Annotated in this window: 21 protein-coding genes and 2 pseudogenes; 12 read left to right on the forward strand and 11 right to left on the reverse strand. The window is 71.4% G+C overall.

Annotated elements, in window-relative coordinates:
* Positions 1 to 22: 22 nt before the first annotated feature.
* From IG90_RS0110480 to mce, 3 genes are all read right to left on the reverse strand, one after another.
* Entirely contained in the window at positions 23 to 961 is a 939-nt protein-coding gene (locus tag IG90_RS0110480; protein ID WP_018958966.1) for a coiled-coil domain-containing protein, read from the reverse strand.
* A 184-nt stretch (positions 962 to 1,145) separates the two neighbouring features.
* Complete coding sequence (gene scy, locus IG90_RS0110485; protein WP_030580981.1) at positions 1,146 to 5,039, reverse strand: polarized growth protein Scy; 3,894 nt, start codon at positions 5,037 to 5,039, stop codon at positions 1,146 to 1,148.
* A 242-nt stretch (positions 5,040 to 5,281) separates the two neighbouring features.
* Positions 5,282 to 5,710: a methylmalonyl-CoA epimerase gene (gene mce / locus IG90_RS0110490; RefSeq protein WP_030580984.1), complete on the reverse strand. Its 429-nt coding sequence runs from the start codon at positions 5,708 to 5,710 to the stop codon at positions 5,282 to 5,284.
* Positions 5,711 to 5,844: 134 nt separating this feature from the next.
* On the opposite strand from mce, the gene IG90_RS0110495 reads away from it, so the two are divergent.
* Both IG90_RS0110495 and meaB read left to right on the forward strand, forming a co-directional pair.
* Positions 5,845 to 7,050, forward strand: a complete 1,206-nt coding sequence (locus IG90_RS0110495; protein ID WP_078585263.1) for an acetyl-CoA C-acetyltransferase — start codon at positions 5,845 to 5,847, stop codon at positions 7,048 to 7,050.
* 51 nt (positions 7,051 to 7,101) lie between these two features.
* Positions 7,102 to 8,070: a methylmalonyl Co-A mutase-associated GTPase MeaB gene (gene meaB / locus IG90_RS0110500; protein WP_206433888.1), complete on the forward strand. Its 969-nt coding sequence runs from the start codon at positions 7,102 to 7,104 to the stop codon at positions 8,068 to 8,070.
* A gap of 156 nt (positions 8,071 to 8,226) precedes the next feature.
* Here the strand turns inward: meaB and IG90_RS0110505 are convergent, their stop codons facing one another.
* Both IG90_RS0110505 and IG90_RS0110510 read right to left on the reverse strand, forming a co-directional pair.
* Positions 8,227 to 8,646, reverse strand: a complete 420-nt coding sequence (locus IG90_RS0110505) for a DUF7919 family protein (RefSeq protein ID WP_030580994.1) — start codon at positions 8,644 to 8,646, stop codon at positions 8,227 to 8,229.
* Positions 8,647 to 9,356: 710 nt separating this feature from the next.
* Positions 9,357 to 10,079, reverse strand: coding sequence for a PepSY domain-containing protein (locus tag IG90_RS0110510; protein ID WP_030580997.1), 723 nt, complete (start codon positions 10,077 to 10,079; stop codon positions 9,357 to 9,359).
* Between the two features lie 119 nt (positions 10,080 to 10,198).
* Between IG90_RS0110510 and IG90_RS0110515 the strand changes: the two genes are divergently transcribed.
* Both IG90_RS0110515 and IG90_RS0110520 read left to right on the forward strand, forming a co-directional pair.
* On the forward strand, positions 10,199 to 10,861 hold the full coding sequence (locus IG90_RS0110515) for a response regulator transcription factor (protein WP_030581001.1): 663 nt from the start codon (positions 10,199 to 10,201) through the stop codon (positions 10,859 to 10,861).
* Positions 10,858 to 12,303 carry a sensor histidine kinase gene (locus tag IG90_RS0110520; protein WP_030581003.1) on the forward strand — a complete coding sequence of 482 codons (1,446 nt, stop codon included), beginning with the start codon at positions 10,858 to 10,860 and terminating at the stop codon, positions 12,301 to 12,303. Before IG90_RS0110515 ends, IG90_RS0110520 begins: the two co-directional genes overlap by 4 nt.
* 11 nt (positions 12,304 to 12,314) lie before the next feature.
* Here the strand turns inward: IG90_RS0110520 and IG90_RS0110525 are convergent, their stop codons facing one another.
* From IG90_RS0110525 to IG90_RS0110540, 4 genes are all read right to left on the reverse strand, one after another.
* On the reverse strand, positions 12,315 to 12,791 hold the full coding sequence (locus tag IG90_RS0110525) for a MarR family winged helix-turn-helix transcriptional regulator (RefSeq protein WP_030581007.1): 477 nt from the start codon (positions 12,789 to 12,791) through the stop codon (positions 12,315 to 12,317).
* A 149-nt stretch (positions 12,792 to 12,940) separates the two neighbouring features.
* Entirely contained in the window at positions 12,941 to 13,705 is a 765-nt protein-coding gene (locus IG90_RS0110530; RefSeq protein WP_030581011.1) for an AIM24 family protein, read from the reverse strand.
* On the reverse strand, positions 13,702 to 14,352 hold the full coding sequence (locus tag IG90_RS0110535; RefSeq protein WP_030581013.1) for an AIM24 family protein: 651 nt from the start codon (positions 14,350 to 14,352) through the stop codon (positions 13,702 to 13,704). Before IG90_RS0110535 ends, IG90_RS0110530 begins: the two co-directional genes overlap by 4 nt.
* A complete protein-coding gene (locus IG90_RS0110540) occupies positions 14,352 to 14,984 on the reverse strand; it encodes an AIM24 family protein (RefSeq protein ID WP_030581016.1) in 633 nt (210 codons plus the stop codon). Before IG90_RS0110540 ends, IG90_RS0110535 begins: the two co-directional genes overlap by 1 nt.
* Before the next feature lie 223 nt (positions 14,985 to 15,207).
* Here IG90_RS0110540 and IG90_RS0110545 point away from each other — a divergent pair, with 223 nt between their 5' ends.
* The 4 genes from IG90_RS0110545 (at position 15,208) to glxA (ending at position 19,794) form a co-directional block, all read left to right on the forward strand.
* Entirely contained in the window at positions 15,208 to 15,558 is a 351-nt protein-coding gene (locus tag IG90_RS0110545; protein WP_030581019.1) for a DUF3817 domain-containing protein, read from the forward strand.
* Entirely contained in the window at positions 15,555 to 15,848 is a 294-nt protein-coding gene (locus IG90_RS0110550) for an MTH1187 family thiamine-binding protein (RefSeq protein WP_030581023.1), read from the forward strand. The genes IG90_RS0110545 and IG90_RS0110550 overlap by 4 nt, the downstream gene beginning before the upstream one ends.
* Before the next feature lie 172 nt (positions 15,849 to 16,020).
* Positions 16,021 to 17,835: a glycosyltransferase family 2 protein gene (locus tag IG90_RS0110555; RefSeq protein ID WP_030581026.1), complete on the forward strand. Its 1,815-nt coding sequence runs from the start codon at positions 16,021 to 16,023 to the stop codon at positions 17,833 to 17,835.
* A 3-nt stretch (positions 17,836 to 17,838) separates the two neighbouring features.
* Positions 17,839 to 19,794, forward strand: coding sequence for a radical copper oxidase GlxA (glxA, locus tag IG90_RS0110560; RefSeq protein WP_030581029.1), 1,956 nt, complete (start codon positions 17,839 to 17,841; stop codon positions 19,792 to 19,794).
* 111 nt (positions 19,795 to 19,905) lie between these two features.
* On the opposite strand, the pseudogene IG90_RS41745 reads toward glxA, so the two are convergent.
* A pseudogene (locus IG90_RS41745) lies at positions 19,906 to 20,841 on the reverse strand (glycoside hydrolase family 6 protein); the annotation flags it as partial.
* Between the two features lie 208 nt (positions 20,842 to 21,049).
* Here IG90_RS41745 and IG90_RS0110580 point away from each other — a divergent pair.
* From IG90_RS0110580 to icmA, 4 genes and pseudogenes are all read left to right on the forward strand, one after another.
* Positions 21,050 to 21,493, forward strand: a pseudogene (locus IG90_RS0110580) (MFS transporter); the annotation flags it as partial.
* Positions 21,494 to 21,536: 43 nt separating this feature from the next.
* Entirely contained in the window at positions 21,537 to 22,046 is a 510-nt protein-coding gene (locus IG90_RS0110585; RefSeq protein WP_030581041.1) for a MarR family winged helix-turn-helix transcriptional regulator, read from the forward strand.
* A 79-nt stretch (positions 22,047 to 22,125) separates the two neighbouring features.
* Positions 22,126 to 22,452, forward strand: coding sequence for a DUF3817 domain-containing protein (locus IG90_RS0110590; protein WP_030581044.1), 327 nt, complete (start codon positions 22,126 to 22,128; stop codon positions 22,450 to 22,452).
* Between the two features lie 96 nt (positions 22,453 to 22,548).
* Positions 22,549 to 24,249 (forward strand): coenzyme B12-dependent isobutyryl-CoA mutase large subunit, encoded by a 1,701-nt coding sequence (gene icmA / locus IG90_RS0110595; protein ID WP_030581047.1) that lies wholly within the window; start codon positions 22,549 to 22,551, stop codon positions 24,247 to 24,249.
* Between the two features lie 176 nt (positions 24,250 to 24,425).
* Here the strand turns inward: icmA and IG90_RS0110600 are convergent, their stop codons facing one another.
* Positions 24,426 to 25,052, reverse strand: a complete 627-nt coding sequence (locus IG90_RS0110600) for a TetR/AcrR family transcriptional regulator (RefSeq protein WP_030581050.1) — start codon at positions 25,050 to 25,052, stop codon at positions 24,426 to 24,428.
* Between the last annotated feature and the right edge of the window lie 208 nt (positions 25,053 to 25,260).

The raw sequence follows: 25,260 nt of genomic DNA on the forward strand, positions 1-25,260 counted from the left end.
CTACTCCTGGGCGTTGCCGGGGTCAGCGGGTCTGCTGGGCCGGGACACCGCGGGTGGCGGGCTCGTCCTCCACCGGGGAACCGGCGGCGGCCACGGCGGCGCCGGTCAGCGTCGCCAGCATCTCGCGGACGTTGGTCAGCTGAGCGTTGATCGAGTCGCGGCGGTTGGTGAGCGCCGCCAGCTCGCGCTCCGACTCGCTGCGGATCCGGTCGGCCTTGGCGTTCGCGTCGGCGACGATGTCCTCGGCCTGGCGCTGGGCGGTCTCCACCGTCTGGCGAGCCCGGCGCTCGGCGTCCGTGCGGAGCTTCTCGGCCTCCAGGCGGAGCTGCTCGGCGCGGTGCTCGATCTCGGCGAGACGCTTCTCGGCCTTGGCCTGGCGGGACGCGAGGTCGCGCTCCGACTGCTCGCGGCGCTTGGCGAGGTTGGTCTCGAAGTCGGCCGCGGCCTGAGCGGCCTTGGCGCGGGTCTCCTCGAAGAGGGCGTCGGCCTCCTCGCGCTTCTGCTGGGCGTCCTTCTGGGCGTCGGTGCGCAGCGTGTTCGCCTCGCCCTGCGCCTTCTCGACGATGCGGACGCCCTCGTCCTCGGCCTTCGCCTTGCGCTCGGCGGCGAACGACTCGGCGTCGTTGCGCACCTGCTGGGCCGCCGACTCGGCGAGCTCGCGGTGCTGTTCGGCCGCGCGGCGGGCCTCCTCGCGCAGGTCCTTGGCCTCCTCCTCGGCGAGGCGGAGAATCTTCTCGACACGGGCGCCGAGACCGGCGTACGACGGCTCTGCGTCGTTCACCTGGGCTTGGGCGTTCTGCGTTTCGAGGTGCAGCTCCTCGATGCGCTTTTCCAGGGAGGTGATTCGGGCCAGAGCACTATCACGGTCGGCGACGAGCTTGGTAATGCGGTCGTCCACCTGACCGCGGTCGTAGCCACGGCGCACGAGCTCGAAGCCGAAGGGGGAGGAAGGGTCACTCATGGGGTTCCTGTCGAATGAGACCGGTGAGGTGATAGGGGGAATCCTAGGGGCCATGGCGGCGTGTCAGCGTGCAGATGCCGGTTTGATCTGGAGAATGACACCCCTTTTGAGTGGCTGACCCCCGGAGTGCTTGCCACTCGAAGGGTGCGATATCCATGGCGGAGCACGGCACACCGCGGATCGGCTACCGATCGGACGACTTGCCCCCCGATCGCGTACCCGCCGCCACCGGAGCCTTGACGCCTCCCGAGGAACCGCCGGCCGGTTTCCCGCCCCCGGCCGGAGTCTCGAAGGACTCCAACGCTTCGAGGACGTCCTGGACACGGGAGATCTCCGCATTGATGTCCTCGCGCCTGCGCACCAGAACGTCCAGCTCGCGCTTGCCCTCGTCGACCGTCCGCTTCGCCTCCGCCTCGGCGTCGGCGCGCAGCTTCTCCGCCTCGCGGATCAGTCCGGCCTTCTTGGCCTCGGCCTCCTTCAGCAGCGACTCGGCCCGCTTCACCGCGGCGATACGGACCTTGCTCGCCTCCGAATTGGCCTCGGCCATCAGCTCCTTGGCCTTCGCCTCGGCCTCGTCGCGCTGCTCGGTCGCCGCCTTCATCAGGTTGTCGACGCGCTCGCCGGCGGTCTTCATCTGCTCGGACGTCTCCCGGCGGGCCCGCTCGTGCAGCTCCTCGATCTCGCTCTCCAGCCGGGCCCGCAGCTCCTCGGCCCGCTCCCGGATCTGGGTCGCGTCGCGCCGGGCGCCGACCAGCAGCTCGTCGGCGTCGGTACGGGCGCGCTCCACCAGGGTGTTGCCCTTGACGGTCGCCTCCGAGGTGATGCGCACAGCCTCCTTGCGGGCCGCGCCGACCATCGTGTCGGACTGCCCCTCGGCCTCGGTGGCCGTACGCAGCGCCTCTTCCCGCGCCTTGTTGATGAGCTGGTCCGCCTGCTCGGCCGCGTCCGCCCGGCGCTTCGCCGCCGCCTCGCGCGCCTCGTCCAGCACCCGGTCCGCCTCCTGGCGGGCCTCCGAGCGCAGCTCCTCGGCCGCCGACTCCGCCTCCGCGCGCAGCCGTTCGGCCTCCTCGCGGATGCGGGCCGCGTGCTCCTGCGCGGCGCCGAGCCGCTCGGACGCCTCCGCGCGCAGCCGCTCGGACTCGCCGGTCGCCTCGGCCAGCATCCGGTCCGCCTGCTCGGTGGACTCGGCCCGGCGGCGGTTGGCCTCCGTGGTGGCCTCGACGACGAGCTGTTCGGAGGCCTGGGCCGCCTCGTTGCGGATGCGTTCGCTCTCGGTGGTCGACTCGCCGATCAGCAGGTCCGACTGGGCCGCAGCCTCCGAACGGATCCGGTTGGCGTCCTGCCGGGCCTCGGCACGGGCCTTCGACGCGTCCTGCTCCGCCGACGCCAGGGCGTCGGACGCCTCGGTGCGCATCCGCTGGCTGTACTCGGAGGTGTCCGCGCGCAGCCGCTCCGACTCGCTGATCGCCTCGGAGACCGTCCGCTCGGCCAGCGCCTTCGCGGCTTCCGTCTCCTCGTGGGCCTCCCGCCGGAGCCGGTCCGCCTCCTCGTTCGCCTCCCGGCGCAGGCGGATCGCGTCCTCGGAGGCCCGCTCCCGCTCCGCGTGCGCGTCGGCGCGGACCCGGTCCGCCTCCTCCTGCGCCTCGGTACGGGTGCGCTCCGCGACATGCTCCGCCGTCGAGCGCAGCCCCGAGATCTCCTCCTCGGCCTGCTCCTGCAGACCCGCGACGGAGTCCCGTACCTGCTGGGCGGTCTGCTCGGCCGCCACGACCAGCTCGGTCGCCCGGGCGTCCGCCTCCTCGACGAGCCGGTGCGCCTCGGCGCCCGCGTCCTCGACCCGCTTACGGGCGGAGGCGAGCAGCTCCTCGCTCTGCTCGCGGGCCCGCTCGCGCTCCTGCTCCGCCTCGGTCCGGGCCGCACCGAGGATCTCCTCGGCCTCCCGGCGGCGGCGCGTGGCCTCCTCCTGGGCGGCGGCCAGCGCCTCGGCGGCCTCGGCGGCGACCCGCTCGGCGGCGGCCGCGGCCTCCGCACGCACCCGGTCGGCGCTCTCCTGCGCCTCGGACTTGAGCCGCTCCGCCTCTGCGGCGGCCTCGCTCCGCAGCCGTACGGCTACGCTCTCGCCCTCGGCGCGGGACTCGGCGGCGTCGGCGGCGGCCTCGTCGCGCAGCCGCTCGGCCTCCGCCCCGGCCTGTTCGGTCAGCGCCCGTGCCCGCTCGGCGGCCTCGGCGCGCTGCCGCTCCGACTCCTCGCTCGTCTCGCGGCGGATCCGCTCGGCCTGGGTCCGCGCCTCGCCGAGCGCTTCCTCGGCGGCGGCGAGCCGGGACTCGGCCTCGGTGTGCAGCCGGGCCAGCTCGTCGGCGACCTCGGCCTGCCGGGCGGCGACACCGCGCTCCGTCTCCTCGCGCAGTTCGGCCGCGGCCCGCTCGGCGGCCTCCGTGACGGCCGTGGCCTGCTCCTCGGCCTCGGCCCGCAGCTTGTCGGCCTCGTTCCGGGTGCGCTCCAGCGTCTCCTCGGCCTGCTTGCGCAGGGTCGCGGCCCGCTCGGCGGCCTCGGTGCGGATGCGCTCGCTCTCGCCGTTCGCCTTGGTGCGCAGCTCGTCCGCGTCGGAACGGGCCTTGGTCAGCAGCTCCTCGGCGGTGCGGGCGCCCTCCTCCAGCTGCTGGACCGCCTCGCGGCGGGCCTCGCCCCGGATCCGCTCGCCCTCGGCGACCGCCTCGGAGCGCAGCTGCTCGGCCTCGCCGCGCAGCCTGCGGGCCTCCTCCTGGAGCTCGACCGTCTTGGCCCGGTACTCCTTGGTGTCGTCCTTGGCCGCGCCCTTGAGCTCGTCCGCCTGCTCGGCGGCCTCGCCGCGCAGCCGGTCCGCCTCGGCCTCCGCCTCGCGGCGGATCCGCTCGGCCTCCTCGCTCGCCGCCCTCGTCGTCGACTTCGCGTCCTCGGAGGCCTTGGTGAGCACCTCCTCGGCGCTGCGAGCAGCCTTCGCCAGCTGGGCGGCGGCATCCTCGGCGGCGACCGTACGGGCCTTCTCGCCGGCCTCGGCGACCAGCCGCTCCGCCTCGGCCCGGGCGTCGACGAGGGCCCGCTCGGCCTCTTCCTTCAGCGCCTCGGTGCTCTTGGTGGCCTCGCCGACCAGCCGGGCGATCTCCGACTTGGCCGTGCGGGTGCGCTGTTCGTTCTGCGACTCGGTGGCGGCCAGTTGCTTGGCGGCGGCCTCCTTCGCCTCGGAGAGGAGCTTCTCGGCCTCCAGGCGGGACTCGCGCAGCCGGGTCTCGGCCTCCGAGAGGCGCTGCTCGGCGGTGCGGTTCAGCTCGGCGGTCCGCCGGCGTGCCTGGTCGGTCTCCGCGGTGGTGCTGGAGCGCAGCTGCTCCGCGTGGCTGGTGGCCTCCTGCGCCTGGGCGGAGGCGGCCCCGATGAGGCGCTCGGCGTCCTTGCGGGCACGCAGCAGGATCGCTTCGGCTTCGGCCCTGGCGGACTCGGTCTCCGAGCCGGTCCGCCGACGGGTCTCCTCGGCCAGCCGGGCGGCCTCCTCGCGGGCGGCGGCCAGCGCCTGCTCGGCCTCGGCGCGGGACTCCTCCAGCAGCCGGCGGGCCTGCGACTCGGTGCGGGCGCGCAGCTGTTCGGCCCAGGCGACGTTCTCGTTGACGTGCGACTCGACGGTCTGGCGGCGTTCCGCCAGCTCCTGGTCGAGCCGCTGCCTGCGCTGGACGGCCTCGGTGTGCAACTCGGCCTGCAGGCGCGCCTGGTGTTCGGCGTGCTCCTGCAGGATCCGCTGCGTCTGGGCACGGGCCTCGCGCAGCTCGCGCTCGGCGTCGTTGCGCATCTGCTCGGCCTGGACCTGCGCGTTCCGCAGCATCTGCTCGGCCTGGTAGCCGATGTCGGCGCTGTCGTAGGCGGGACGGGTCGCGAGATTGCGCCGGGCCTCGTGCAGCTTGGCCCGCAAGACCTCGACCTGGTAACCGAGGTCCTCGGCGTGCTGGACGGCCTTCTCCCGGTCGGTCCTCAGCCGGTCCATCTCGGCTTCGAACCGCGAGAGATGGTCGTCTTCAGCTCGGTGGCTCTCCTGATGTTCGTAGCCCCGCACTGCGCGGTCCCATCCTTCCCCGAGCTCTCAGCGTCTTCCCCAAGCTCTCAACTTCGTTCGAGCAGGGGATGCCCCACAGAGCAGAGGAGACCCCAACCCTGGTCGCAACGCTCCACACGAGTACCGCTCGCCGGCGAGCGGTCCCCCGGGGAATGGTGACAGAAAAACGACGAGGACGCGGTACGGCCCCGACCCGGCCCCGGCCCGGAACCGCCCACTCTACCGGGCCAGGTATGCGGTGGTCAGTGCTCCGCCCTGCTCGTGACCAGTTCGGTCAGGACGCCGTGGCAGTCCTTGGGGTGCAGGAACGTGATCCGGGACCCCATGGACCCCGTCCTGGGCTCGTCGTACAGCACGCGGACGCCCTTCTCGCGGATGTCCGCGGCGTCCCCGTCCACGTCCTCGGTACCGAAGGCGATGTGGTGCACGCCCTCCCCGTTCTTCGCCAGCCACTTGCCCACGGCCGAGTCCTCCCGGGTCGGCTCCAGGAGCTGGAGGTACGAAGCCCCGCCGTCCGAGGTCCCGTTGATCTTGAGCATCGCCTCCCGGACGCCCTGCTCCTCGTTGATCTCCGAGTGGAACACCTCGAACCCGTACGTGGCACGGTAGAACTCAACCGTCCTGTCCAGGTCGAAACAGGCGATCCCGATGTGGTCGATTCGCGTCAGCATGGATCCAGTGCAGCGCTCCCGCCATGGTTACGCAACGTGCGCGCCGTCACACCGGTTGCCGGATGACGGGCGCGGTACCGCTCAGTACATTCAGGTAAACCCTCGTTCACATCCGATCCCAAGGGGCCGTGCCCATGCCAGCAACGACCGGTACCACCACCTCAGTGATCGTCGCGGGCGCCCGGACGCCCATGGGCCGTCTCCTCGGCTCCCTGAAGAGCTTCTCCGCCGCCGACCTCGGCGGCTTCGCCATCAAGGCCGCCCTGGACCGGGCCGGCATCGGCGGTGACCAGGTCCAGTACGTGATCATGGGCCAGGTGCTCACGGCCGGCGCGGGCCAGATTCCCGCCCGGCAGGCCGCGATCAAGGCCGGCATCCCGATGAACGTCCCCGCGCTCACCGTCAACAAGGTGTGCCTGTCCGGGCTCGACGCCATCGCGCTGGCCGACCAGCTCATCCGCGCCGGAGAGTTCGACGTGGTGGTCGCGGGCGGCCAGGAGTCCATGACCAACGCCCCGCACCTGCTGCCGAAGTCCCGCGAGGGCTACAAGTACGGCGCGATCGAGATGCTGGACTCGATGGCCTACGACGGTCTCACCGACGCCTACGAGAACATCCCGATGGGAGAGTCCACCGAGAAGCACAACGGCCGTCTCGGCCTGGACCGCGCCGCCCAGGACGAGATCGGCGCGCTGTCCCACCAGCGGGCCGCCGCCGCCCAGAAGAACGGTCTCTTCGAGGCCGAGATCACCCCGGTCGAGATCCCGCAGCGCAAGGGTGACCCGGTCCTCTTCGCCAAGGACGAGGGCATCCGCGCCGAGACGACCGTGGAGACCCTCGGCAAGCTGCGCCCCGCCTTCGCCAAGGACGGCACGATCACCGCCGGCACCTCCTCGCAGATCTCCGACGGCGCCGCCGCGGTCGTCGTGATGAGCAAGGCCAGGGCCGAGGAGCTGGGCCTCGACTGGATCGCCGAGATCGGCGCCCACGGAAACGTCGCGGGCCCGGACAACTCCCTCCAGTCGCAGCCCTCTGGCGCCATCCGGCACGCCCTGAAGAAGGACGGCCTGGCCGTCGAGGACCTTGACCTGATCGAGATCAACGAGGCGTTCGCCGCCGTCGCCGTCCAGTCCATGAAGGACCTGGGCGTCACCTCGGACAAGGTCAACGTCAACGGCGGCGCCATCGCGCTCGGCCACCCCATCGGGATGTCCGGCGCCCGGGTCGTCCTGCACCTGGCCCTGGAGCTGAAGCGGCGCGGCGGCGGCACCGGCGCGGCGGCCCTGTGCGGCGGCGGCGGTCAGGGCGACGCGCTGATCATCCGCGTCCCGGGCAAGTAGTACCCGTACGGTCACCAGGCGCACAGGCACGAGGGCAAGGCGAACGGAGCGGTGAACGTGGACGTGGACGTCCCCACGCTGGTCGAACAGGCGCGAGCAGGCAGGCCGCGTGCGGTGGCCCGGCTGATCTCGCTGGTGGAGGGGGCGTCCCCGCAGCTGCGGGAGGTGATGGCCGCGCTGGCACCGCTGGCCGGCCACGCCTACGTCGTCGGGCTCACGGGCTCGCCGGGCGTCGGCAAGTCCACCTCCACCTCGGCCCTGGTCACCGCCTACCGCCGGGCGGGCAAGCGGGTCGGCGTCCTCGCCGTCGACCCGTCCTCGCCGTTCTCCGGCGGGGCGCTGCTCGGCGACCGGGTCCGGATGTCGGACCACGCCTCCGACCCGGGCGTCTACATCCGCTCGATGGCCACCCGGGGCCACCTGGGCGGCCTCGCCTGGTCGGCCCCGCAGGCCATCCGGGTGCTGGACGCGGCGGGCTGCGACGTGGTCCTCGTCGAGACGGTCGGCGTCGGCCAGTCCGAGGTGGAGATCGCATCGCAGGCGGACACCTCCGTCGTGCTGCTCGCCCCGGGCATGGGTGACGGCATCCAGGCGGCCAAGGCCGGGATCCTGGAGATCGGCGACGTCTACGTGGTCAACAAGGCGGACCGGGACGGCGCGGACGCCACCGCCCGCGAGCTGAACCACATGCTGGGCCTGGGGGAGTCCCGGGGCCCGGGCGACTGGCGCCCCCCGATCGTGAAGACGGTCGCCGCCCGGGGCGAGGGCATCGACGAGGTCGTCGAGGCACTGGAGAAGCACCGGGCCTGGATGGAGGAGCACGGCGTCCTGGCCGAGCGCCGCACCGCCCGCGCGGCCCACGAGGTCGAGACGATCGCCGTCACCGCGCTCCGCGAGAAGATCGCCGACCTGAGCGGCGACCGCCGCCTGCACGCCCTGGCCGAGCGCATCGTGGCGGGGAGCCTGGACCCGTACGCGGCGGCGGACGAGCTGGTGGCGGGGCTGACGGGGAGCTCCTGAGCACGTGCTGAAGGCCCCCGGGGACGGCGTGGGTGCCGCCCCGGGGGCGTTCTCGCGTACGGGCCCGGCGCGCCCACCGCCCCCGTCCTCGGGGCAGAGGTGGCGCCCGGGGCCGCGCCCGGTCGTCGTGAGGCGACCAGGCGCCGTCCGAGGGTGCTACTCGACCAGACTCAGCGGTCCGGGCGCATCGATTCCCGCCGCTCCGACCGCCGCACGGCAGAATTTCTCGGGCGGGCGGTAGCGGTGCGCGGTGATGTAGTGGATGACCAGGTTCGGAGCGGCGTAGATGGTTCCGTCCTCTCCCTTCACCCGGATCTCCGCCGAGCCGAGCCATACCCGGGTGTCCCCGTTCGGCCCGCCGGAGACGGAGACCCGGTCCGTGTCGCAGAACTCGCACCTGTGAAAGCCGCGCATCTGGTTCTCGTAGGCGGAGCTGAGGATCACCAACGCCTGCACCACCCGTTCGTCCACGACGCCGGTGGCGTAGCCGTGTTTGGGATGCAGCCATCCGACGTTGAGCATGGCACGGGGTGACTCGTCGTAGGAGTACGGTGACAGATCGGGGTAGTGGCTCATGTGCTGTCGGCCCGCGAGGTGATCCAGGTCGGGTTCCCCGTCGCCTGTGCGCCGGGTGGTGCGGCAGCTCGGCCCCTGGGTGCGGCGGACGCAGGACCGCGCTCGGCGGGTTTCGAGGGCCGGGCGTGCGGGGGGCCGGCCGGCTTCTCGACCGAGGGGGCATCGGCACAGGCCCTCAGGGGTGACAGCTCGTCCCGCTCCCGCTCCACCTGCCGGCGTCGCTCCGCGAGCGTCATCGCCTCGGGTGGCTTCGGGAGGTCGGCGGCAGTTCTCGCCGCGGGCGGTGTGACGGCCGAGAGGGCGACGGAGGGCGGTCGGTCCCGTGGGGAGGCCCAGGAGGGGGCGGTGCCCGAAACGGCCAGCAGCGCCAGAGTGAGGACGGTTGTGACAAGTCTTCGCGCTTGTGTGCGCATGGTGCATCACCTGTGTGTAGATCATGAATATGTTCGAGGTGATGCTTGGTCCGAGGGCGGATCGGACTAACGCGGAACGCGGGGTTCGGCTTGATCGCGACGGTGGTCCGGTCGGGCTCGGGCGCAGGTGCGCTGGTGGTGCGACAAGAGGGTTCATGCCTGATTCGCGATTGGCGTGAACACGCTCTCGGGCGCGGAACGCCGTGCGTGAACCCTCCGGGACGGGCCGGGAAACGGTGCACAACGGCCGGGCGTGGGCGGTGCGCCGTGAGCGCGGCAGGGGCGCTGGGCGGTGGGTCAGCCGTCGTCGCCGTCCCGGTCATCCCGGTCGTCGTCCTTCTCGTCCGCGCGGTCGTCCCGGTCGTCGTCGTCGCCGTCGTCGTCGTGGTCCACGGTGACCTTGCCGGTCTTCGCGTCCACGCGCAGCTCGTGCTGCTCGCCGTCCTTGCCCGCGATGTCGATGTCCCAGCGCAGGACGTTGCCCCGGTTGTCGTCGTCGTCGTCCAGGTCGATCGACGTGACGTTGCCGGGCGCGGTCTTCAGGGCCGCGTCCGCCGCAGCGTTCAGGGTGACGGTGGAGGAGCGGGGCGCGTGGCGGTCGCGGTCGTCGTTGTCGTCGTCACGGGTCTTCACGACCTTGCCGTTGCCGGCGTCCACCTTCACGTCATGCCACTTCTTGTCGGAACCGCGGACGTCCAGCTCCCAGACCGCGCGGTCGTCGTCGTCATCGTCATCGTCCAGCTCGGCCTCGGTGACCGTGCCCGGGACGCTCTTCAGGGCAGCGGCGACGGCCTGGTCGAGGGTGATCCGGGTGGTCTTCGCGGCGGCCGGGGCCCGGTCGTCGGAAGCGTCGTCCGTGCGGTCGTCGGAGGCGTTGTCGTCGGCGAGGCTCACGGCGCTCACGCTCCCGGCGGGCGTACGGTCGCCGTCGCCGCCGTCCGCGAAGGCGACGGTGGCGGCGGTGGTGCCGCCGATGAGAACGGCCGCGGTGATCGCCGCGATGGTGACGTTGCGCTTCATGAGGTTCCTCCCCGAGAGCTGCTGTGCTGTTCGACGTGACCCACACTGCCGGGAGGTAGCTGAACGCAGCCTGAAGCCACCTGAAGGCGTCTTCAGGTCGGGTTTGCGAGGCTGTGCGCATGCGCCTGTTGATCGTGGAGGACGAGAAGCGCCTCGCGGTGTCCCTGGCCAGGGGACTGACCGCCGAGGGCTTCGCCGTGGATGTCGTGCACGACGGTCTCGAAGGACTGCACCGGGCGAGCGAGGGCGGCTACGACCTGGTGATCCTCGACATCATGCTGCCCGGCATGAACGGCTACCGCGTCTGCGCGAACCTGCGCGCCACCGGTCACGAGGTGCCGATCCTCATGCTGACCGCCAAGGACGGCGAGTACGACGAGGCCGAGGGCCTGGACACCGGCGCCGACGACTACCTGACCAAGCCCTTCAGCTACGTCGTCCTCGTCGCCCGGGTCCGCGCCCTGCTGCGCCGCCGGGGGGCCGGGACCGCCGCGCCCGTCCTGACCGTCGGGTCGCTGCGCATCGACACCGCCGCCCGCCGGGTCCACCGCGGTGAGGACGAACACGCCCTCACCGCCAAGGAGTTCGCGGTGCTGGAGCAGCTCGCCCTGCGCGCGGGCCAGGTGGTCAGCAAGGCGGAGATCCTGGAGCACGTCTGGGACTTCGCGTACGACGGCGACCCCAACATCGTCGAGGTCTACATCTCCACCCTGCGCCGCAAGCTCGGCGCGACCGCCATCCGTACCGTGCGCGGCGCGGGCTACCGGCTGGAGGCGGGATGAGGTCCGTACGGGCCAGGGCCGCCCTCGGGGCCACCCTGGTCGTCGCCGTCGCCCTGGCCGGGGCCGGCCTGGCCGTGCTGCTGGTCCTGCGGGCCAACCTCATCGACCAGGCGGACCTCCAGGCCGAGGTGGCGGCCCGTGAGGCGGCCGGACAGCTCGCCACGGGCACTCCGTACGACGACGTGGAACTGGACGACGAGGAGGACCACCCGGTCCAGGTGACCGACGAGGAGGGGCGGGTCGTCATCGTCTCCAAGGACCTGCGGGCCCTCACCGGCACCGGCACGTCCGGTGTCACCCCGGTGCCCTCGGCCTCGGCGGGGGCCTCCCCGTCGCCCGGCGACGATGACGACGACGACGACGATGACGACGACGGCAGCCGCCCCGGCCGGGGCGAGGTCTCCTCCGACGACCCGGACTTCTCCGACGGCACCGCCACCGTCGACCGCACCACCGCCGACTACCGCTTCGCCGCCGTCGAGGCGACCACCCCCGACGGCATCACCCTCACCGTGTACGCGGGCGCGCCGCTCGCCGCCGAGCAGGAGGCGGTGAACACGGTGCGCGGGGCCATGCTCACCGGGCTGCCGGTACTTCTGGTGGTCGTCGCCGGGGTGACCTGGCTGGTGACCCGGCGGGCGCTGCGGCCGGTCGAGGGCATCCGGCGCGAGATGGCGGCGATCACCGCGTCCGAGGACCTGGCCCGCCGGGTGCCGGAGCCCGATTCGCGGGACGAGATCGCCCGGCTGGCCCGGACGACGAACGAGACGCTCACCGTCCTGGAGGCGTCCGTGGAGCGCCAGCGCCGGTTCGTCGCGGACGCCTCGCACGAGTTGCGTTCCCCGATCGCCTCGCTCCGTACCCAGCTGGAGGTGGCCGAGGCCCACCCGGAACTGCTGGACCTGCCGGGCGCGGTCGCCGACACCGTACGGCTGCAGGTGCTGGCGGCGGACCTGCTGCTGCTGGCCCGGCTGGACGCGGGGGAGAAGCCCGGGAGCGCCACGGTGGAGCTGGGCGCGCTGGTCCGGGAGGAGGTGTCGCAGCGCACCGGGGACCGGATCGCGGTGACCGTTCAGGTGCCGGAGGGCGGTGCGTTCGAGGTGAACGGGTCGCGCGGGCAGCTGTCCCGGGTGATCGGCAACCTGCTGGACAACGCCCAGCGGCACGCCGGGGGGAGCGTCGCGGTGTCGGTGGCGGCCGACGGGCGCGGCGTGCGGGTGGAGGTCCGGGACGACGGGGCCGGTGTGCCCGAGGACGAGCGGGAGCGGATCTTCGAACGGTTCGTCCGGCTCGACGACGCCCGCAGCCGGGACGACGGCGGCGCCGGACTCGGCCTGGCCATCGCCCGGGACGTCGCCTCGCGCCACGGCGGGACGCTGACGGTGCACCGGGCGGCCGAGGGCGGAGCGGCCTTCCGGCTGTGGCTGCCCCGCCCGGCCTGACGGCCCGGCTGCTACAGCTTGCCGCGCTTGCCGCGCAGGTGTTCCGCGATCGGGGTCAGCGCCGCGTGCAGGCCGGTGAGCGCCTCGGGGGACAGCAGGTCCATGAAGTGCTGCCGCACCGAGGCGACGTGGTGCGGGGCGACCTTCTGCATGGTCTCCGCGCCGTGCTCGGTGAGGACCGCGAACAGCCCGCGCCGGTCCGACTCGCAGTGGGTGCGGCGGACCAGTCCGGCGGTCTCCATGCGGGTGATCTGGTGCGAGAGCCGGCTCTTGGACTGGAGGGTGGCGGCGGCGAGGTCGCTCATCCGCATCCTCTGGTCGTCCGACTCGGAGAGGTTGACCAGGATCTCGTAGTCGTTCATGGTCAGGCCGAACGGCTGGAGGTCCTTCTCCAGTTGGTGCGTCAGTAGCCTGTTGACGTCCAGGTGGGTGCGCCAGGCGCACTGCTCCGTGTCGCTCAGCCAGCGGGTGGCCGTCTCGGTCTCCATATATGGATTCTACCTAAGAAGTTGAAATCCGGACGAAATCGGGGAGTGTGACGCCCGGCACCCCCGGCTCGCCGGAGTGCGGCCAGGCCCGTCGGCAGGAGCCGACGGCTGGGCGCAGACGTTCGACGTCACACTCCGCAGACTACCGCTCACAACCCGAAGCGACGCTGGAGGTCCCCCAGCTGGCCGGGCGCGCGCGGGGCGGATCCGTGTTGACCCCCGCCGCCCGGGACGCCCGGCTGGTTCGGCAGTACGCCCGTCGCCTGCTCCGCCATCAGCGCCTCGCTCGACTGGAGCAGCACCGTGCCCGCACCGACGAACTCGAACTGGTGCTCCTCGCCCGACGTCCCGCCGATCCCCGTGAGTGACCGGATACCGCCCATCACGCCCGTCATGTAGCCGTGGTCGTAGTGGTGGCACGGGGAGGGACAGTCGGCCCAGCCCACCAGCGCCTGCGGATCCACCCGCAGCGGCGGCTCCATGAACACCACGGGACCGTTCGACGCGGCCACGAACTTCCCCGTGCCGATCAGCGTCACGAACCCCGGCACGATCGACTGCTTCAGCGCCATCGTCGGCTGGTACGCCAGCAGGTTCCCGGACCGGATGGTGAGGTTCCCGTCCTCCAGGTCGAAGGAGTTCACATCGAAAGCCCGGTCCGCCAGCAGCATCTTCCCGCTGCCCTCGGCCACCACCCAGTCGCTCGCGTGCAGCGGCGAATGGAAGCTGGAACGCACCAGCCGCTCGAACCGGCCGTGCCCGATCCCGTCGAACTGGATCTGCCCGTAGTAGGCGATCATCTTCCCCTTCTGCAGGAACCACCGGCTCCCCTTGAGCTCCACGCAGAAGGTGTAGGAGTTGACGTTGTCGTCCGACGGCAGCGTCATCGGGTCGAAGACCACGGGCGTGCTCACAGCTTCTCCTCCGACGCCTGGACGTACACCGCACCACTGCCGCTCAGCTCCAGCTGGAACGCCTCGCCGGAGCCCCGCCCCACCATGTCCCGCCAGCCGACCGCCGTGGCCAGCTTGTTCCGGACCTCCCCGTGGTGGGCGACGTACGCCTGCGGGTCCACATGCACGTCCCGGCCCGGCGTGATCGGCAGTTCGATCACCCCGCCGTGCGCCATCACCGCGACCGCGCCGTGCCCTTTCAGGGTGGTGGTGAACAGGCCCTGGCCGGTCACCTGGCCGCGCACCATGCCCATCACCCCGCCCTGCGAGCCCATGAACATCGTGCCCTGCTGAAGCGTCCCGTCGAACGCGAGCAGCCGGTCGGCCTCCACGTACAGGGTGTCTCCTGCCAGGTTGATCACCTGGATGTGGTGGCCGCCGTGGCCGAACATCACCGTGCCCGAGCCCTCGACCGTCATCAGCGGCGTCGACTCGCCCGCCACCCGGCGGCCGATCATCGACGCGACACCGCCCTGGCCGCCCTGGATGTTCGGGGTGAAGGACACCTCGCCCCGGTACGCCAGCATCGCGCCGCGCTGGCTGAACAGCTTCTGGCCCGGGGCCAGGGTGGCCTCGACCATCTTGGAGTTGATCTCCCGGAACGGCATCAGACATCGCCCCCGACGGTGTTGCGCTCGCTCGGCTGTACGTAGACGAGTCCGTCGCCCTCGAAGCGGATCTGGAACGCCTCGCCGGAGCCCTCGCCCATCAGCGTCCGGAAGTTCACCCCCGCCTGGAAGTTCTGCTGGAGCCGGCCCTGGTGGGCGATGTACGCGCCGGGGTCGACCGTCAGCGGATACTGCGGCGACACCCGCAGCAGGACCGCCGCACCGTCCGACATGATCGCCGCCTGCCCGGTGCCCTCCACCGTGGTGGTGAACAGGCCGTTGCCGCTCGCCCCGCCGCGCAGCCCGGTGAACGTCGTGCCCGTGCGCAGCCCGGCGTCGGTGGCCAGCAGATTGCTCGCCTCCACGTACAGGGTGTCGCCGTGCAGTGCGACCAGGTTGATCTCGCTCGCCCGGTCGGCGAAGTAGCAGGTGCCCTGCCCGGACACCTCCATCACCGTCATCTGCTCGCCGGTCAGCCGGCGGGTCACCATGCCGCGGATGCCCTCACCGCCGCCGGACATCTTCTTGAAGCTCATCCGGCCGTCGTAGGCGACCATCGAGCCGTTCTTCGCCTTGACGGCATCGCCGGTCAGATCGACGGCGAGCGTCTTGCTGCCTTGGAGTCGGAACATCGCCACGCGACGAAGGTAGCCGTCCGCGCCGCACCTCGGCCAGAGGCTCCGGAACCGTTACGCCCCTGATGCGTACGCGGACCCGCCCTGATATGCGGCGATACGCGCACCGGCGGGCGGGGCGGCCCCCGCCGCCGGGGTTACCCCGGCGCGATGCCACAATGGGGGCGGCTTGTGCGTCGGTTCACAAGCCCTCGCGACCCTCCCACCCGAAGGTGCCCTCGTGGACATCAAGACCGCTTCCGCCCTGCACCGGCTGCGCCTCATCTCGCTTCCCGAGGCGCTCTCCTTCCCGGCGCTGCTGATCTTCGGCTCGCTCCTCATGCGGGTCTCGGACATCGACTTCCTGATGCCGCCGCTCGGCGCGCTGCACGGCCTCCTCTTCACGATCTACGTGGTGTTCCTGCTGGACGTCTGGGTCAAGGCCAAGTGGCCGCTCAAGCGTGTCGCGCTGTTCTTCCTCCTCGCGGTCATCCCCTTCGGCGGGCTCTACGGCGACAAGCTCCTCAAGAAGTACGAGGCCGACGGCGTCATCGCCGCCCGCGCCCGCCGCGAGGGCACGGTCAGCGCATGATCGTCGCGTTCTCCGTCTCCCCGCTCGGCGTCGGCGAGGACGTCGGGGAGTACGTCGCCGACGCCGTGCGCGTCGTCCGTGAATCCGGGCTGCCCAACCGCACCGACGCGATGTTCACCTCCGTCGAGGGAGAGTGGGACGAGGTCATGGACGTCGTCAAGCGCGCCGTGGCCGCCGTCGAGGCCCGCGCCGGCCGCGTCTCCCTGGTGCTGAAGGCCGACATCCGGCCCGGTGTCACCGACGGTCTGACGTCCAAGGTCGAGACGGTGGAGCGTCACCTCTCCTCCTGACGCACCGTCCGCGCGGGACGTCCCGCGTTCACCCGAAAAGCCCCCGGCGCCACACGGCCGGGGGCCTTTCCGGCTCCGGACCGAAAACCGCTCACTCGGACCTGCCAGGTCGACACACCGTTAGCTGTCCCCTTCTGTGGGGGTATCAACCCGTTCGACAGTGGGAGGCACGGTGCGGTCGGAGGGCTACGACTACGACACCTACAGCCGGCTAGCGGGTCCGCTCACGGAGCCGGAGCCGACGGGGTACCGGGTGCGGTACAAGAGCCTGCTCTCGACGGAGAAGCACCGAATAAGAGCCGTCCTGCTGATGACCCTCGCCCCGGTGCTCACCGGGATCCTCCTGCTGTACCTGGTCTGGCCCACACACTGGACCGAGCGGGAGAACGGGGAGCGCTGGCTGGTCGTCGCCGACACCGTGATGCTGGTGTCGATCGCCCTGATCGAGCTGTTCATGCTGGTCAACGTGGTCTCCATCGCGCATGCCACGCTCGTCGCGCGGGACCCGGTCCCGGTGACGCCCGAGCCCGGCACCCGGGTCGCCTTCCTGACCACGTACGTCCCCGGCAAGGAACCGCTCTCCATGGTCCGCGCCACCCTCAAGGGCGCCGCAGGCCTGAAGCACTCCGGCCCGCTGGACGTCTGGCTGCTCGACGAGGGCGACGACCCCGGGGCCCGGATGCTCTGCGCCGAACTGGGCGTCCACCACTTCACCCGGCGCGGGGTCCCCGAGTGGAACCGTGACAAGGGCGCCCACAAGGCGAAGACGAAGCACGGCAACTACAACGCCTGGATCGCCCTGCACGGCGGCGACTACGACTTCTTCGCCTCCGTCGACACCGACCACGTGCCCATGCCCAACTTCCTGGAGCGGATGATGGGCTACTTCCGCGACCCGGATGTCGCCTTCGTCGTCGGACCGCAGGTCTACGGGAACTACGACTCGGCCGTCACCAAGGCCGCCGAGTCGCAGCAGTTCCTCTTCCACGCACTGATCCAGCGCGCGGGCAACCGCTACGGCGCCCCGATGTTCGTCGGCACCAACAACGTCGTGCGCATCGCCGCGCTGCGGCAGGTCGGCGGCCTGTACGACTCGATCACCGAGGACATGGCCACCGGCTTCGAGATCCACCGCCGCCGCAACCCGCGCACCGGGCACTACTGGCGTTCCGTCTACACGCCCGACGTGCTGGCCGTGGGCGAGGGGCCCGCCTCCTGGACGGACTTCTTCACCCAGCAGCTGCGCTGGTCCCGGGGAACGTACGAGACGCTGTTCAAGCAGTACGGCAAGGCGCTCTTCCGGGTGCCCCCCGGCCGCCTCCTCAGCTACACGCTGATGCTCGTCTACTACCCGATGACCGCGGTCAACTGGCTGCTCGGCGTCGGCAGCTGTGTGCTGTTCCTCTGGTTCGGGGCGTCCGGCACCCAGGTCGCCGCCTCCATCTGGCTGATGCTCTACAGCGACGCGGCCGCCCTCCAGATCGGTCTCTACCTCTGGAACCGCCGGCACAACGTCTCCCCGCACGAGCCCGAGGGATCCGGCGGCCTCGCCGGCATGGCCATGTCCGCGCTCTCCGCCCCGATCTACCTGAAGTCGCTGGGCTCGGCCGTGCTGCGCACCGACGGCCGGTTCGTCGTCACACCCAAGGGCGGCCAGACCTCCCCGGACCGGCTGCTCACCTTCCGCATCCACCTCTCCTGGGCCGCGGTCCTGCTCTCCTCGCTCGCCGCTTCGGTGTACCTGGACCACACCCATGTGGCGATGCGGACCTGGGCGACGCTGGGGCTGGCGATCTCGCTCTCCCCGGTCGTCGTATGGGCCTGGACCGTCCGGCAGGACAAGCGCGCCGAGGCCGCGCGCGCCGTCCCCGCCCCGGCGCCCCCGCCGCCCGGACCGGCGTACGTCGCCAGCCCCGCCCCCGCCCCGTCGGTGACCACCACGGCGAGCGCCGGCACCACCGCCACCACCACCGCAGGAGGGAACTGAGCCATGGCCTACCGGCCCTCGAAGCAGATGAGGAAGACGCTCCTGGGAGGCGGCGCGGTGGTGCTGCTCGCCGGGCTGAACGCTCCCGCGGCCCTGTCCTTCGCCGAGGACAGGTATCACGCGTACAAGATCGACCAGCCGGAGTACAAGGCGGAGTACGGCTCCTGGGAGCGCGTGGACATTCCGAAGGAGTACCGGACCAACGCGATCCACGCGGCGCTCCTGCACACCGGGAAGGTGCTGATCGTCGCGGGCTCCGGCAACGACGAGAAGAACTTCGACGCGGGCACCTTCGACACGGTCCTGTGGGATCCGGCCGAGAACACCTTCCAGAGGATCCCCACCCCCGAGGACTTCTTCTGCGGGGGCCACGCCCAGCTCCCCGACGGCCGCCTCCTGATCGCGGGCGGCACCGCCCGCTACGAGGTGCTCGACGACAAGGTGAAGCGGGCCGGCGGCGGCATGCGGGTCAAGAACGAGAACCCGGACAAGCCGCTGAAGCTCAGGAAGGGCACGGTCTTCCGCTCGCCCTCAGGCGTCGAGTACGTGGCCAAGTTCGACGTCACCGTCCCCAAGGCCAAGCGCGAGTTCGAGGTCGACTACTTCGAGAGCGGCCAGATGAAGCCGTGGAAGACCAAGGTGACCGCCGCCGAGCAGCGGGTCTTCGTCGAGGCGGTGGACGACGGCCCCGAGGCGGTGACGACGGACGCCGCCCAGTACGAGATCGTCGGGCTGAAGGGCAAGGAGGCCGACAACTCCTACGGCCTCGCCGAGAAGATCACCATGGACAAGCAGGACTTCCAGGGGATCCGCGCCGCCTACGAGTTCGACCCGACGGCGGAGAAGTACATCAAGGTCGATCCCATGAAGGAGGCCCGCTGGTATCCGACGCTCGTCGGGCTGGAGGACGGCCGGGTGCTCTCCGTCTCCGGCCTCGACGACGTCGGCGCGATCCTCCCGGGCGACAACGAGGTCTACGACCCGAAGACGAAGAAGTGGTCCAAGGGCCCCTTCCACTACTTCCCGACCTACCCGGCGCTCTTCCTGACCAAGGGCGGCAAGCTCTTCTACCCGGGCGCCAACGCCGGTTACGGCCCGGCGGACAAGGGGCGCGAGCCCGGGATCTGGGACATCAAGAAGAACACCTTCACCAAGGTGCCCGGCCTGACCGACACCGACCAGCTGGAGACGGCGGCCTCGCTGCTGCTGCCGCCCGTGCAGGACCAGAAGGTGATGGTCCTCGGCGGCGGCGGGGTCGGCGAGTCCAAGAAGTCCACGGCCCGCACGGCGGTCATCGACCTCAAGCAGGACAGCCCGGCCTTCGAGCCGGGTCCCGACCTGCCGCAGGGCACGCGCTACCTGAACAGCGTGATCATGCCCGACGACACCGTCTTCACCAGCGGCGGATCCGTGGACTACCGGGGCCGCGGGGCCAGCAACATCCTGAAGGCGCAGTCCTACGACCCGAAGACCAACACCTTCAAGGAGGCGGCCGAGCCGACGGTGGGGCGCAACTACCACTCCGAGGCGCTGCTGCTGCCCGACGGACGGGTGGCGACCTTCGGCTCCGACTCGCTCTACGGCGACAAGGACAACACCAAGCTCGGCAAGTTCGAGCAGCGGATGGAGGTCTACACCCCGCCCGCCCTGCACCGCGGCAAGGACAAGCGCCCGGTGATCGGGAACGGCCCCGAGGCCGCCGAGCGCGGCACGACGGTCACGTACGAGAGCGCCGACGCGGACCGGATCGCCACCGCCCGGCTGATGCGGCCGAGCGCCGTCACCCACACCACGGACGTGGAGCAGCGCTCCATCGAGCTGGGGCTGAAGAAGGGCGACGGCAAGCTGAGCGTGACCGTGCCGGACGACCCCACGCTGGTGCCGCCCGGCTGGTACATGCTCTTCGTCACGGACACCGACGGCATCCCCTCCGAGGCGAAGTGGGTCAAGGTCGCCTGAGAGCCTGTCGGGTGGCCTCTGACCGGGCGGCCACGCCCTGGCACGCACGCTTCCGGCGTTGCCGAAAGGCCCTGGCAGCTCCGCTACGAGGACCTTTCGGCGCCTTGGAACCGCGTCGAGCCGGTCGTCGCCGGTGTCGGTGGTCGGCGGTGTGCCGAGCCCCCGGCCCGGCGGATTGCACCAGGCCTCCTCACGGCCCCCGGGCAGGGGGCCGTTGCCGTTGCGGCTGGTGTCGATCACGAAGTGTGAGCCGCCCACCGCGTCGGAGAGCCGGCCGGCGTACGCCTTCACGTTCTCGTTCGACTGGAAGTTGGAGACGTTCAGGGAGAAGCCGTCGGCCCGGTCGATGCCGGCCTGCCGCAGCGGCTGCGCCATCTTGGCCGGCTCGTCGATCCAGTCCGGGTTGCCCGCGTCCAGGTAGACCTGGGTCTTCGGCAGGGCCTTGAGCGTGTCCACCGCCTCGGAGAGGAGCTGGTAGCGCTCGGCGTGGTGCTCGGGCGGGGTGCAGCCGTCCGCGATGTGCGGGAGGGCGTCCGGCTCCAGGATCACCGTCGAGGGCGCGTCCCCGATGGCGTCGGCGAACTCCCCGATCCAGGAACGGTAGGAGTCCGCGTCCTTCGCGCCGCCCGCGGAGTAGAGCCCGCAGTCGCGGTGCGGGATGTTGTACGCCACGAGCAGGATGGTCTTCCTCGTGCGGGCGGCGGACTTCGCGGCGGCCCGGATCCCCGGGGCCGGGTCGTCCCACGCGGGCCAGTCGGCCACCGGCCGGCCGGAGATCCGCCGCAGGATCCTCGCCTCCGTCTCGCGTCCCTGCTTCTCCCAGACGCGCACCTGGCGGGCCGCGTCGCTGTCCGGGTCGACCCAGTAGGGGGAGGCCGCGCTCGGGGCGGGTTCTCCCCGGACGAGTTCGTCCGTCTCTTCGGCGGTCCGGGTGACGCGCGGCTCCGGCGTCGAACAGCCCGCGGTGAGGACGGTGGCCAGGGCGAGGACGGCCAGGACGGAGGCGGTACGGGGGAGAGCGCGGGGGACGATTCTGCGGCCGGACATCCAGACCCCTCGGACGGCGGTGGCTCACGGACACGGGAAACGTGGGTAATCGTGACATGACGGTTACGCGCAGTGGTGGTGCGACACCGTCCGTGACCCGTACGCCCCGAACTCCGGCGCGCGACGACCCGGCGCCCGTCAGTCCGAGGCGGTCAGCGCGATCCCCGGCGGCGTGCGCTCGTAGAGCACCTGGTGCCCGTATCGCCGACTCTGCGCGATGGCCGTCGGGCACATCGGGGCCGAGCTGTTCGTCGGGTCCGCGCTCAGCCCCCGTAACCGTTCCCGGATCGTCCTGCCGGTCGCCGCCGCCGGCCTGTTCCCGCTCCTCGTGTACGTGGTCAGGCCCGGGCTGCCGCTCGCCCTGGCCGCCCTCACGCTGGCCGGTGCGGGCGCCGCGCACGTGATCGGGCTCGACCGGTGGTTCGTCGACGCCGTGCCCCAAGGGCTGCGCGGCCGGGCCATGACGCTGCTGACCGCCGGACTGATGACCGTCCAGGGCCTCGGGATGGCGCTGGCGGGGCTCGCGGCGGAGTTCTTCCCCGTGCACCAGGTGGTCGCCGGATCCGGAATCATCGGTACCGTCTGCACGCTGCTGCTCGTGGCCGAGGTCCGCGGGACAGCCCCCGGACGGATGTCCGATACCGAAGGATGAGAAGGGGCTGACCGGCATATGACCAGTCGGTAAGGTCGGTGCCGTGCCGAAGCCGCTCAGCCTTCCCTTCGATCCCATCGCCCGCGCCGACGAGCTCTGGCAGCAGCGCTGGGGGCCCGTGCCCTCGATGGGGGCGATCACCTCGATCATGCGGGCCCAGCAGATCCTGCTCGCCGAGGTCGACGCCGTCGTCAAGCCGTACGGGCTGACCTTCGCCCGGTACGAGGCGCTGGTGCTGCTCACCTTCTCCAAGGCCGGTGAGCTGCCGATGTCCAAGATCGGGGAGCGCCTGATGGTGCATCCGACCTCGGTCACCAACACCGTGGACCGTCTGGTCAGGTCCGGTCTGGTCGGCAAGCGGCCCAACCCGAACGACGGCCGCGGAACGCTGGCGGCCATCACCGACAAGGGCCGCGACGTCGTCGAGGCGGCCACCCGGGACCTGGTCGCGGTCGACTTCGGGCTCGGGGTGTACGACGCCGAGGAGTGTGCGGAGATCTTCGCCATGCTGCGGCCGTTGCGGGTGGCCGCCCAGGACTTCGACGAGAGGTGAGCCCGGCCCCGTTCCGCGGCCCCCGCCGGGTCCGGGGCCGCGCGAAGATCGCCGCGGTCGTCCCGTTACGCTCGTAGCCATGAAACAGAACGTGCTCACCCGCTACCGGGTGATGGCCTACGTCACCGCGGTCTGGCTGCTCGTCTTCACCGCCGCGATCATCGCGAAGTACGGCTTCGAGACCGGCGACACCATGCTGATCTCCCAGATCCACGGCGTGCTGTTCATCGTCTACGTCGTCTTCGCGTTCGATCTCGGCTCCAAGGCGAAGTGGCCCTTCGGCAAGCTCCTGTGGGTGCTCGCGGCGGGCTGCATCCCCTTCGCCTCGTTCTTCGTCGAACCGAAGGTCAGCCGGGAGGCCCGCGCCCTGGTCACCGACCCGGCACCGGCCACCGCCAAGGCCTAGCCCGAAGGCTTCCGGATCACCCCGAACCGCCCCGCGCGAAAAGCGCCGGGCGGTTTGCCATCGACATTTACTAGGACGTCCTAGTAAATTCGAGGTATGGACGCTGACGCGATCGAGGAAGGCCGCCTCCGCTGGCAGGCTCGTTACGACAAGGCCCGCAAGCGTGACGCGGACTTCACCACGCTCTCCGGGGACCCGGTCGAGCCCGCGTACGGGCCACGCCCCGGCGACACGTACGAGGGATTCGAGCGGATCGGCTGGCCGGGGGAGTACCCCTTCACCCGCGGCCTGCACGCCACCGGCTACCGGGGCCGCACGTGGACGATCCGGCAGTTCGCCGGCTTCGGCAACGCCCAGCAGACCAACGAGCGCTACAAGATGATCCTCGCGGCGGGCGGCGGCGGACTCAGCGTCGCCTTCGACATGCCGACGCTGATGGGCCGCGACTCCGACGACCCGCGCGCGCTCGGCGAGGTCGGCCACTGCGGGGTCGCCATCGACTCCGCCGCCGACATGGAGATCCTCTTCGGGGACATCCCCCTCGGCGACGTCACCACCTCCATGACGATCAGCGGCCCGGCCGTCCCGGTGTTCTGCATGTACCTGGTCGCCGCCGAGCGCCAGGGCGTCGACCCGGGCGTGCTCAACGGCACGCTCCAGACCGACATCTTCAAGGAGTACATCGCGCAGAAGGAGTGGCTCTTCCAGCCCGAGCCCCACCTGCGCCTCATCGGCGACCTGATGGAGCACTGCGCCCGCGACATCCCCGCCTACAAGCCGCTCTCCGTCTCCGGCTACCACATCCGCGAGGCCGGGGCGACGGCCGCGCAGGAGCTGGCCTACACCCTCGCGGACGGCTTCGGCTACGTGGAGCTGGGTCTCTCCCGCGGGCTGGACGTCGACGCCTTCGCCTCCGGGCTGTCCTTCTTCTTCGACGCGCACCTGGACTTCTTCGAGGAGATCGCCAAGTTCCGCGCCGCCCGCCGCATCTGGGCCCGCTGGATGAAGGAGACGTACGGCGCCAGGACCGACAAGGCCCAGTGGCTCCGCTTCCACACCCAGACCGCCGGGGTCTCGCTCACCGCGCAGCAGCCGTACAACAACGTCGTACGGACCGCCGTCGAGGCGCTCTCCGCCGTCCTCGGCGGCACGAACTCGCTGCACACGAACGCCCTCGACGAGACCCTCGCGCTCCCCTCCGAGCAGGCCGCCGAGATCGCCCTGCGCACCCAGCAGGTGCTGATGGAGGAGACCGGCGTCGCCAACGTCGCCGACCCGCTGGGCGGCTCCTGGTACGTCGAGCAGCTCACCGACCGGATCGAGGCCGAGGCCGAGAAGATCTTCGACCAGATCAGGGAGCGCGGCACCCGGGCCCACCCCGACGGGCAGCACCCCATCGGACCCATGACCTCCGGCATCCTGCGCGGCATCGAGGACGGCTGGTTCACCGGCGAGATCGCCGAGTCCGCCTTCCAGTACCAGCGGGCCCTGGAGAAGGGCGACAAGCGGGTCGTCGGCGTCAACGTCCACCACGGCTCGGTCACCGGCGACCTGGAGATCCTCCGGGTCAGCCACGAGGTCGAGCGCGACCAGGTCAGCCAGCTCGCCGACCGCAAGGCCCACCGCGACGACGCCAAGGTGACCGCCGCCCTGGACGCGATGCTCGCCTCCGCCCGCGACGGCTCGAACATGATCGCGCCGATGCTCGACGCGGTACGGGCCGAGGCCACCCTCGGCGAGATCTGCGGGGTGCTGCGCGAGGAGTGGGGCACCTACACGGAGCCGCCGGGCTTCTAGGGCGTGTTTCGAAAGTAGCGCCGTCCGCCCGGAGGGCGGGCTCGGCGGCGTCTACTGCGTGCGATCGCAAGACGGAGGGTCGCCCCGATACTGGATGTATCGGGGTGATCCCGACAACGCGGAGAGCGTGCGTGCCAGGCGTCGCGCCGGGGCGCTACCAGGTCTGAGCGGTCCTGCTACGCAGCCTGGGCGCCGGCCAGCCCCAGCAGCAGCAGCGAGGTGAAGCCGATCGCCCACTCGGCGTCCACCGGTTCCGCGCTCACCAGGGTGCGGTGCACCACGGCTCCGGCGATCACGTCGAAGATCAGGTCCGCGTTGCGGGCGGCCGTCGAGGCGTCGTCCTCGTACCGCAGCTCGCCGCGGGCCTGGGCGCGTTCCCGGCCCAGCAGCACCAGCCGCTTCTGCCGGTCGACGATGGCCGAGCGGATCCGGTGGCGCAGCGAGTCGTCGCGGGTGGACTCGGCGACCACCGCCATCAGCGCGGTCCGGGCCTCCGGCCGCTCCAGCAGGGCGGCGAACTGGAGTACTACGCCCTGCACATCGGCGGCCAGACTGCCCCGGTCGGGCAGCTCCAGCTCGTCGAAGAGGACCGCGACCGCGTCCACGACCAGCTCGTTCTTGCCCGCCCAGCGCCGGTAGAGGGTCGTCTTGGCGACCCCGGCCCGGGTCGCCACATCGCCCATCGTCAGCTTCGACCAGCCGAGATCGACCAGGGACGCCCGCGTAGCTTCGAGGATCGCGGCGTCGGCCGCGGTGCTCCGCGGACGTCCTGTTCGGGTGGCTTTGGGGGTGCTGTCGTTCATGATGCGGTGACCATACCGGCCGGTAGGGGGAACGGTTGTGCCCCGGTTTCCGTGAGACAGATCACCGGGATCACCTGTTCCCCCGGGGTGATCGGCAGTTACGCTACGGGTCGTAGCGTAAGGAAGGCGGTCAGCCCGCCCCCGTACGCCACGGAACGAACGAGCGACAGCCACCGGGGTCTTCACGGAGACCCCAGGCGCCGGGTGG

Origin of the sequence: Streptomyces anulatus, from assembly GCF_000721175.1 — a bacterium.
Lineage (GTDB): Bacteria > Actinomycetota > Actinomycetes > Streptomycetales > Streptomycetaceae > Streptomyces > Streptomyces anulatus_C.

Excerpts from the sequence above, each read along its gene's own strand:
- IG90_RS0110480 (WP_018958966.1), bottom strand. The coding sequence starts at position 961 with ATGAGTGACCCTTCCTCCCCCTTCGGCTTCGAGCTCGTGCGCCGTGGC.
- mce (WP_030580984.1), bottom strand. The coding sequence starts at position 5,710 with ATGCTGACGCGAATCGACCACATCGGGATCGCCTGTTTCGACCTGGAC.
- IG90_RS0110495 (WP_078585263.1), top strand. The coding sequence starts at position 5,845 with ATGCCAGCAACGACCGGTACCACCACCTCAGTGATCGTCGCGGGCGCC.
- IG90_RS0110505 (WP_030580994.1), bottom strand. The coding sequence starts at position 8,646 with ATGAGCCACTACCCCGATCTGTCACCGTACTCCTACGACGAGTCACCC.
- IG90_RS0110510 (WP_030580997.1), bottom strand. The coding sequence starts at position 10,079 with ATGAAGCGCAACGTCACCATCGCGGCGATCACCGCGGCCGTTCTCATC.
- IG90_RS0110515 (WP_030581001.1), top strand. The coding sequence starts at position 10,199 with ATGCGCCTGTTGATCGTGGAGGACGAGAAGCGCCTCGCGGTGTCCCTG.
- IG90_RS0110520 (WP_030581003.1), top strand. The coding sequence starts at position 10,858 with ATGAGGTCCGTACGGGCCAGGGCCGCCCTCGGGGCCACCCTGGTCGTC.
- IG90_RS0110525 (WP_030581007.1), bottom strand. The coding sequence starts at position 12,791 with ATGGAGACCGAGACGGCCACCCGCTGGCTGAGCGACACGGAGCAGTGC.
- IG90_RS0110535 (WP_030581013.1), bottom strand. The coding sequence starts at position 14,352 with ATGCCGTTCCGGGAGATCAACTCCAAGATGGTCGAGGCCACCCTGGCC.
- IG90_RS0110540 (WP_030581016.1), bottom strand. The coding sequence starts at position 14,984 with ATGTTCCGACTCCAAGGCAGCAAGACGCTCGCCGTCGATCTGACCGGC.
- IG90_RS0110550 (WP_030581023.1), top strand. The coding sequence starts at position 15,555 with ATGATCGTCGCGTTCTCCGTCTCCCCGCTCGGCGTCGGCGAGGACGTC.
- glxA (WP_030581029.1), top strand. The coding sequence starts at position 17,839 with ATGGCCTACCGGCCCTCGAAGCAGATGAGGAAGACGCTCCTGGGAGGC.
- IG90_RS0110590 (WP_030581044.1), top strand. The coding sequence starts at position 22,126 with ATGAAACAGAACGTGCTCACCCGCTACCGGGTGATGGCCTACGTCACC.
- icmA (WP_030581047.1), top strand. The coding sequence starts at position 22,549 with ATGGACGCTGACGCGATCGAGGAAGGCCGCCTCCGCTGGCAGGCTCGT.
- IG90_RS0110600 (WP_030581050.1), bottom strand. The coding sequence starts at position 25,052 with ATGAACGACAGCACCCCCAAAGCCACCCGAACAGGACGTCCGCGGAGC.